Source organism: Actinomycetota bacterium (assembly GCA_019347675.1).
In the GTDB taxonomy this organism is placed as follows: Bacteria; Actinomycetota; Nitriliruptoria; order Nitriliruptorales; family JAHWKO01; genus JAHWKW01.
Genome location: JAHWKW010000012.1, coordinates 129,398 through 136,368, shown reverse-complemented (window position 1 = coordinate 136,368; position 6,971 = coordinate 129,398). Strand labels below are relative to the sequence as shown.

Here is a 6,971-nt window from a genome sequence, read left to right as displayed (position 1 = left end):
AGGTGTGGTGCGACGAGCACGCGGGGGAGCGTCATCGCCTCCGCGACATCGCGGAACGCACGGATGAACACCGCGACGGTCGGGATGCCCGCCTCCTCCAAGGCCCGTGCGACGTGCCCGACCGACATGTGGCACACCGGTCAGGTGGCGACGAGCAGGCAGACGTCGACCTCGTCGGCGCGCAGCTCATCCGCCCACCGGGGTGCGACCTCGTTACGCAGCTGCAGCCGGGACGCGGCACCGACGAACCCGTCGTGGGTGGCGGCGACACCACCGACGACGCCGTCGGCGGCCAGGTCCCCGACCACGTCGATCGGAAACACGGCGTTGATGTGGAAGGACCGCCGGAAGTCCTCGAACGACTCCTCGTCGTGGGTCACGGGCACTCCTTCGTCGCCGGGTGCCGGCAGCAGGCGTTAGCGACGATGATCAGTCGGCTTCGTGGGCGGTGAGCTCGTCCACGAACGCGCGCAACCGCTCGACCGCGTCGACATTGACCGGTTCGCTCAACCTGGCGATACGCGCCTTCAGGCCCCGGTAGGAGGACGCGGCCATGCCGCAACGCACCACGCATCGAGCTCCCCGGAGTAGCGACCAGACGAACAAGACGTGTTCTCTCGGCAGCGTTGCCACGGCGTCGTGGTGATCGGGCCGTCGGTGTCGGTGGTGGACGCCGGGCAGCCGCCGAGGTCGGCCCAGTCCTGCGCGCGCGCTCAGCACCGGCCGGCTTGCCTGAGTGAAGGCCGGCCGTTCCCGCTGTCAACGGGCACGACGGGGTCGGCTGCCCCACGGATCTCGATCACCGACACGGGCTGGCTGGCACGGGTCCGTCACCATGGTGCCGGCGACCGATCCGACCCCGGCGATGCGCGCCGGACGCTCACAGGCAGAGCGGTAGGCCATCACCGCACCGTTAGAGACCCCCACGAGGTAGACCCGTCGGGGATCGACACCACGGGGGTCCCGCCGGCGTCATGCAGCACCATCACGGCCGCCGCCGTCTCGCCGGCCGTGGCCGGCACGAACGGGCGGAAGCTGCGGACCGAACCGTCCACGTTGAGTTGGTCCTCGGGGGGTCTGCGGGTAGGCGGACGCAGAGGTCGAGCGGAGCTACTAGGTGCGCCCTACATCTACCGCGATACCGCAGTCTGTTCTATCGTCCGACCTCGGTCGGAGACGCGCGGGGTCAAGACGGCTTCGGACAGGGATGCGGACGCGGAGAGGAAGATGGGTTCCCTTCGGGCTCCGTCATAGCCATGACCGTCGAGGCGTCTTGCTGCGGGGGCGGGACCGCCGGTCACGCCGCGTGACCGGCGGTCCCGGGCGACCATCGTACGACGACCGCAGTAATGCACCGGCGGGTGCTGGACGGCCAGGACGCGCTGTTTGGTGAGGTGGCGTCGCCGGCCACGACTTGACGGACGATGGCTGCGTCGCCGACGATCCCGTCGCGATGGCAGCGATCGCCCAGGCGCGGCGCGCGATGCGCGAACCTGTGTGGCAGGCGGGCGGCGCACCGCCGGTCGTTCAGCAGGCCGCCGACCCGATGTGGACCATCCGAACGAGCCGCTGCTGGTCGATGTGGATGCGACGGTCGTCACCCGCCGGCTCCGACGACAAAGACGGGGCCGCCCCGACGTTCAAAGGCAGCTTCGGGTTCCACCCGATCCTGGGCTACCTCGACTGCGGCGACGGCCCCGGTGAGGCCTTGGCCGCGATGCTCCACCCGGGGCGAGTTCCGGCGCACGTCGCACGCGACAACCTCGGGGTGCTCGACGCGGCCCTCGCCCGGCTTCCCGTCTTGCCCGACGGAGTGAGTCTGGTGGTGCCCGGCGATCAGGCGCTGGCCACCCACAGGTTCATGGACCACCTCGCTAACCATACGAATCTGGCCTTCTCGGTGTCCTATCCGGTCACCGACGCCACCAAAGACGTCGGCCTGACAAAGCTCCCGCTGGAGACCTTCGCTCGCAACGCCCCTGTGGTCCAGCTCGTTCTGGATCGCCCACGACCTACTGATCTTCGCCAAGCTGCTGTGCTGCCAGGATGCTTCCCACGCCCCACGACACCAGCGCGCCGAGCGACCACACCACCGCGTCCGTCTATCGCCCGACCTGGCGCAGTGCGCGAAGGCCCACGATCTCGGGATCGCGGCCGACCAGCAGAAGGACATCGCAGGGGCACGCCGACACCTCGGCGGGCTCAGCGGATACAGCCGAACCCCGGTTCGGGCGCGTCAGGTCAGCAGCGGCAACCGTCGCAACAGGTGCGCGTTCTCGACCTCGTCGAGCACGCTGTGCTGCACACAGGCCGGGACCACCTCGTCGCGGTCGGGATGCGCCATGCCGTAGGCGCACGCGGACAGGCGCTCCTGTGTCGCACGGATCCGCGGATCGCCGGCCACCTGGTCACGTTGGAGCAGGTGCCAGGCTGCCTGGACGTCGTCTGCGTCCATGAAGCTGTGCATGACGTAGGTCGCGGGCTGAACGCCGGACACGAGGCCACGTGCGCCGAGTCGGCGTGCGAGCCTGGCGCCCCACCGCAGTGCGACCGGGATGTCGCGGGGGTGGGCGAACATGGCACGGGCCACTCGCGCAACCGTCCGTGGCCGTGACGCGAACAGCAGGTTGCCCGGCAGCACACGGAAGAACGCGTCCCGGGCCGCGAGGTCGCCGGGGTGGTCGTCCTCGGCCACCGGCACGTAGTGGCCAGCTGACCACAGGCCCCAGGTCACACGGTTGCAGCGCGGGTCGCCGACCTCCAGGACACGGTGAGGTAGGTGCCGACCGACGCCGCGCTCGATCTCGGCCCAGACGCGGTCGTCGGTGAGCGCCGCGTAGGAGCCGTCCCATCGGCGCCGGTCGCCGACCTCGGCGGCGGGCTGGAACGAGCACATCCGATATCCAAGGTCGCGACATACGCGGACAACGTCGGCGACCTCGTCGACGTTGGCGGGTGTGACCGTCATGGTGTGCGCCAGGTGGTGGCGGACCCCGTGCTCGCGTTGCAGGCGCTCGAACATGTCCTTGACCCGGCGACGTTCCGGGTGCAGCTGGCCTTCATCCGAGGGGCGGGGAGCGGCGCGGCGACCGTACATCGTCGTGTCGATGTGCACGGCGAACGACAGGATGTGGAAGCGCCGGGTGCCGTCGCGGCCAACGGCCAGTCGCTCGAGGTAGTCGTAGTCGAAGTCGCCGTGTGAGAAGCTCATCGGGAAGCGCCCGTGGCGGCGCATCACCTGCAGCGCCTCGGCGTGCACGTCGGGCGGCAGCAGGGAAACCTCGCCGCCGATGAGCTGTGCGTACTGCCCCGGCCCGCGTTTCTGGCGCAGGTAGGACATCTGTCGCTCGATCTCAGCCAGCGCGTGGTCAGGGTCGAGTGGTACGCGGTTGGAGTTCGAGGGCAGGTAGCACGGCCGGCAGCCGAAGTTGCACGCAGGGAAGACCCCGTGGGTGGCCTCGCACCCGGTGAACTTGCGGCCCAGCATCTGCGACGGTGAGCGCACCGCGGCAGGGAGTTGCTCCCAGCGCGCAGCGAGAGCGGCCGTGACTTCGGGGTCGGTCGGGCGCGTTCCCCGCTCGATCTCGGCTAGGCGCCGCAGCGCTGCAGGGAGCCTCACGGGGGCGACCTCCGGACCCTCGAGGTGGTCGCCCTGGTTTGCGGTCGCTGGCGAGCCGTGAGCCTCACAGACTGGCAAGGCTGGAACACCGCCAGATCGGTGTTGTCGATTACCTCGACGTAGAAGGCCCCGAGAAGCCGGACGATCCACCGCAGCACCTGGTGTGGCGCCGACTCACCCATGGCCACCGCGGCACGGCAACTCGGCGCGGTGCCGTACGACCCTCTGCCTTCTACAGTGGCCGTCGAGAACTCCTGTCCGCCGGCCGTCAATGCCAAGTTCCGTCGGCTCGGTCACGGACGTTCCTGGGGTGGCTCCAACGGGGAACACCTGACGCGAGATCATGTTTCCACGACCGTGGCACGATTGAGACTCCAGCCATCGGCGCGGCAGCACGCTGCGACGAACTGGCGCCCCGACGGCTCGGATGGTGGCTCACCCGACGCGCTGCCTCTCGTGTTCCGCTCTGGATCATGACGTCCCGACCAGATCCACGGTGGCTGTCGCGAAGCAGGCATGCCCGTAAAGTTGCAACGCTGGTCGCAGCCGAGACCACGCCACACGGGGGGCCTCGCGCGCGTCCTCAACGCCATGACGGCGGACGGTGCGCGAAGTGGTTGGGGGGATCATGTGCGCGGGTTGGGCGAGTCCACGGGTGAGAGGTTTCGGTCGGCGATTATCGCGCCGTCGAAATCCGGAACGTCTGGCGCGTGCGCGCCATGCCCATGTGAGCACCTGTCTTCACATCGCGGTCATCACGACGCTGTCGGCCAGTCCGGCGGGTCGATCTCACCGTGGCAACAGAGCTCGCCAGCGTCCAGTCCAGGTCTGGTCCAGGGCTAGTCCAAACTCCCGTACCGCCCAACTCCAATGGCACGCGGGCGCGGGAACCCCGCGTGGCTCGTTCCCAGATCACCCGCACCGAAGGAAAAGGAACAGGTGTCATGCCCGCCGGGTTCCCTGAATATCGGTCGGCGACAGAAGGGGCCACGCTGTGGACGTCCGCGGAGCCATCTCCCGACTGTTGCCCACCGGCCGGGAGGGCATGGCCACGCATGTGGCTTGGTTGGCACGTCGATTCGGTCGCCCGGAGCTGGCCCCGTTCACGGTCTCGGACGTCGCGGCTCTTACGACCACGCTGCAGCGTGTCGGGTTGCGTGCGGGCGAGAAGCTCCTGACGGCAGGTGAGGTCGCCGACGCGGCCTACGTCGTCGAGCACGGCGAGATCGAGCTGTTCCTACCGCGGCACGGCAGCCGCCACCTGGTCGCCATTCACCGCCCCGGCGGCGTGATCGGGGACATCCCCCTGCTGTGCGAGATGCCGGCCCCCTACACAGCGGTGGCGCGTCGCGACGCCACCGTGCTGGTTATAGAGCATGGCGCCCTACTCGACCTGCTGGGCACCCACCCGGCGATTGCCCTGCGGTGGCTGACCAGCACCGTGCGTCGGCTTGAGCACGCCAACCGCCGCATCGTGGCCCTGACGATCGGCGACCTACGCGACCGCGTCCTGGCGCTCCTCGCCGACGAACTGGCGGGCGACGAGCGGAGACATGTCGATCTGACTCAGGCGGAGATGGCTGCGCTGTTGGGTGCGACACGTCAGAGCGTCAACCGCGTGCTCCACGAATTCGTCGGCGAGGGCGTGATCGCGACCGGGTATGGCGGCGTCGAGGTCATCGACCCGCGCCGGCTCATCGCGTTGGCCGGGCAGGAGGGAGTGACGGGGGGGCGCTGTTGAGCCAGCACTGGAAAGGCAAGTGTCACCGGCGCCGTTGGCGTCTGAGACTGGCGAGGTGCGCATGCAGCGGCTTGTGACCGACACGTTCCTGCTGGGTGTCACGGCCCTGGTGGTGACGGTCGGGCTCATCGATGCGATCGTCGGCGGTCTGGCCGACCTCGCGGTGGTGTTCGCCCTGGCGGACCTGCTGGTGCTGGTCGGGCTGGCCGCAGCCTGGGGCACCGCCGGCCGACCACGCTGCGCGCGGACCTCGCCGTCTGGCTGCAGGACCACGCCGACCGCACCGGCCAGCGCCCCGAGATCGCGGCGGACCGGGCGATCGCCTCTTACCGGCGCCGCATCGATCCGGCCGAGGGCCACACCGCCATCTTCCGCCGTGCCCGGCAACCGCGCCGCGCGGGGCGCCGCGGGGCGGCGCACCAGGAGAGCGAGGACCCCGACGCCGATGAGGCTGGGGCTGCCGTCAGCCTCCAGCTGACAGGCCACGGCGCGGACGCGACCGTGGTGGGTGGCAAGGCGGCTGCGCTCGACCGGCTGATCGCCGCGGGGGTGCCCGTCCCCGCGACCGGGGTGATCACCATCGCGGCGTACCGCCGCTTCGTGTCCTCCCCGCAGGTGGCCGACCTGATCGACGAGCTGCGGACGACGGATCTCGTACCGGCCGATCAATGATACGGCACGCCGCCGCGTCGACGAGCTGTTCCTGGCAGCTCCCCTCGACGCCGACGACCGCACCACCATCCTGGAGAGGGGTTCCGCGAGCTGTTCGACCAGCTCGCCGCACTGCCCGAGCCGCTGGACGCCCCCCTGGCCGTGATCGGCCGGTTCCGCGGCCGGGCCGCCCTCAACCTCGACCTCCTCAAGAGCGCGGCGGCGCAGATGCCGGGAGGGACCGGCGCGGAGATGGAGCGCCAGTACTTCGGGGAGCTCCTGTCCGAGACCCCGCAGGAGACCGGCGGGGTGCTGGTCCGCCTGCGTGCCCTGCCGGCCACGCTGCGCGCCCTGCGCATCAGCAGGGAAGCCGCGATGAGGATGCTGGCCAGGACGTCGCTGGGCCAGTGCGCACCGAGGGCGATGCGGCTCGACGCCACCCCTGCGACCATGACGACGGACAGCACCACCGATGACCAGAACACGACGATCCTGCCGGTGACCAGGTACAGCGCCGGGACGAGCAGCCCGAGCACGACCGTCGCCTGGATCACGTGACCGTTCGGGAACGACCCCAGCGCCGTCCCGATCACCACATCCGCTGGCCTCGGCCGGTCGATCAGGACCTTGAGGCTCAGGTCGACCGCGATGCCCGCGGCCACCGTGGTCGGTAGTGCCATGGCGAAGGCGCGGCACAGCGGCCAGAGCGCCGCGGCAGCGACCAGGCTCAAGACCGCCGCGGAAGTCGGCGATCCGGCCTCGGTGATCCACCTCATCACGACCAGCAGATCGTCGCGCCGCAGTGCCTCCGACAGCGGCCGGTCGACCACCAGCAGGCGATGGTGCGCCACGGCCGCCAGCACCGTCAGGGTTGTCGCGGCGGCGGCGACGAGCACGCCCACGGCCCGGTTGCGCACGAGCACGTGCGACGGGCGTGGCAGCCATGCGTGTAGCGGTGCT

Annotated in this window: 8 protein-coding genes; 3 read left to right on the top strand and 5 right to left on the bottom strand. The window is 70.1% G+C overall.

The annotated features are described in order from the left end of the window. Positions 1-140: 140 nt before the first annotated feature. From KY462_09965 to KY462_09950, 4 genes are all read right to left on the bottom strand, one after another. Positions 141-380 carry a hypothetical protein gene (locus tag KY462_09965; protein MBW3578042.1) on the bottom strand — a complete coding sequence of 80 codons (240 nt, stop codon included), beginning with the start codon at positions 378-380 and terminating at the stop codon, positions 141-143. Positions 381-429: 49 nt separating this feature from the next. Beyond that, positions 430-570: a hypothetical protein gene (locus KY462_09960; GenBank protein MBW3578041.1), complete on the bottom strand. Its 141-nt coding sequence runs from the start codon at positions 568-570 to the stop codon at positions 430-432. A gap of 332 nt (positions 571-902) precedes the next feature. Then, the gene (locus KY462_09955; protein ID MBW3578040.1) at positions 903-1,055 is read right to left on the bottom strand and encodes a hypothetical protein; all 153 of its coding nucleotides are present in this window, start codon (positions 1,053-1,055) and stop codon (positions 903-905) included. Positions 1,056-2,236: 1,181 nt separating this feature from the next. Then, positions 2,237-3,619, bottom strand: coding sequence for a radical SAM protein (locus KY462_09950; protein ID MBW3578039.1), 1,383 nt, complete (start codon positions 3,617-3,619; stop codon positions 2,237-2,239). Positions 3,620-4,664: 1,045 nt separating this feature from the next. On the opposite strand from KY462_09950, the gene KY462_09945 reads away from it, so the two are divergent. From KY462_09945 to KY462_09935, 3 genes are all read left to right on the top strand, one after another. Beyond that, positions 4,665-5,360, top strand: a complete 696-nt coding sequence (locus KY462_09945; GenBank protein MBW3578038.1) for a Crp/Fnr family transcriptional regulator — start codon at positions 4,665-4,667, stop codon at positions 5,358-5,360. Positions 5,361-5,421: 61 nt separating this feature from the next. Beyond that, on the top strand, positions 5,422-5,838 hold the full coding sequence (locus KY462_09940; protein ID MBW3578037.1) for a hypothetical protein: 417 nt from the start codon (positions 5,422-5,424) through the stop codon (positions 5,836-5,838). Then, the gene (locus KY462_09935; protein MBW3578036.1) at positions 5,835-6,032 is read left to right on the top strand and encodes a hypothetical protein; all 198 of its coding nucleotides are present in this window, start codon (positions 5,835-5,837) and stop codon (positions 6,030-6,032) included. The genes KY462_09940 and KY462_09935 overlap by 4 nt, the downstream gene beginning before the upstream one ends. Here the strand turns inward: KY462_09935 and KY462_09930 are convergent. After that, the gene (locus KY462_09930; protein MBW3578035.1) at positions 6,026-6,928 is read right to left on the bottom strand and encodes a phosphatase PAP2 family protein; all 903 of its coding nucleotides are present in this window, start codon (positions 6,926-6,928) and stop codon (positions 6,026-6,028) included. The two genes, KY462_09935 and KY462_09930, sit on opposite strands and share 7 nt — an antisense overlap. Between the last annotated feature and the right edge of the window lie 43 nt (positions 6,929-6,971).

Bases quoted from the DNA above. Each gene is read 5' to 3' on its own strand.
- KY462_09945 (MBW3578038.1), top strand. From the start codon at position 4,665: ATGGCCACGCATGTGGCTTGGTTGGCACGTCGATTCGGTCGCCCGGAG.
- KY462_09940 (MBW3578037.1), top strand. From the start codon at position 5,422: ATGCAGCGGCTTGTGACCGACACGTTCCTGCTGGGTGTCACGGCCCTG.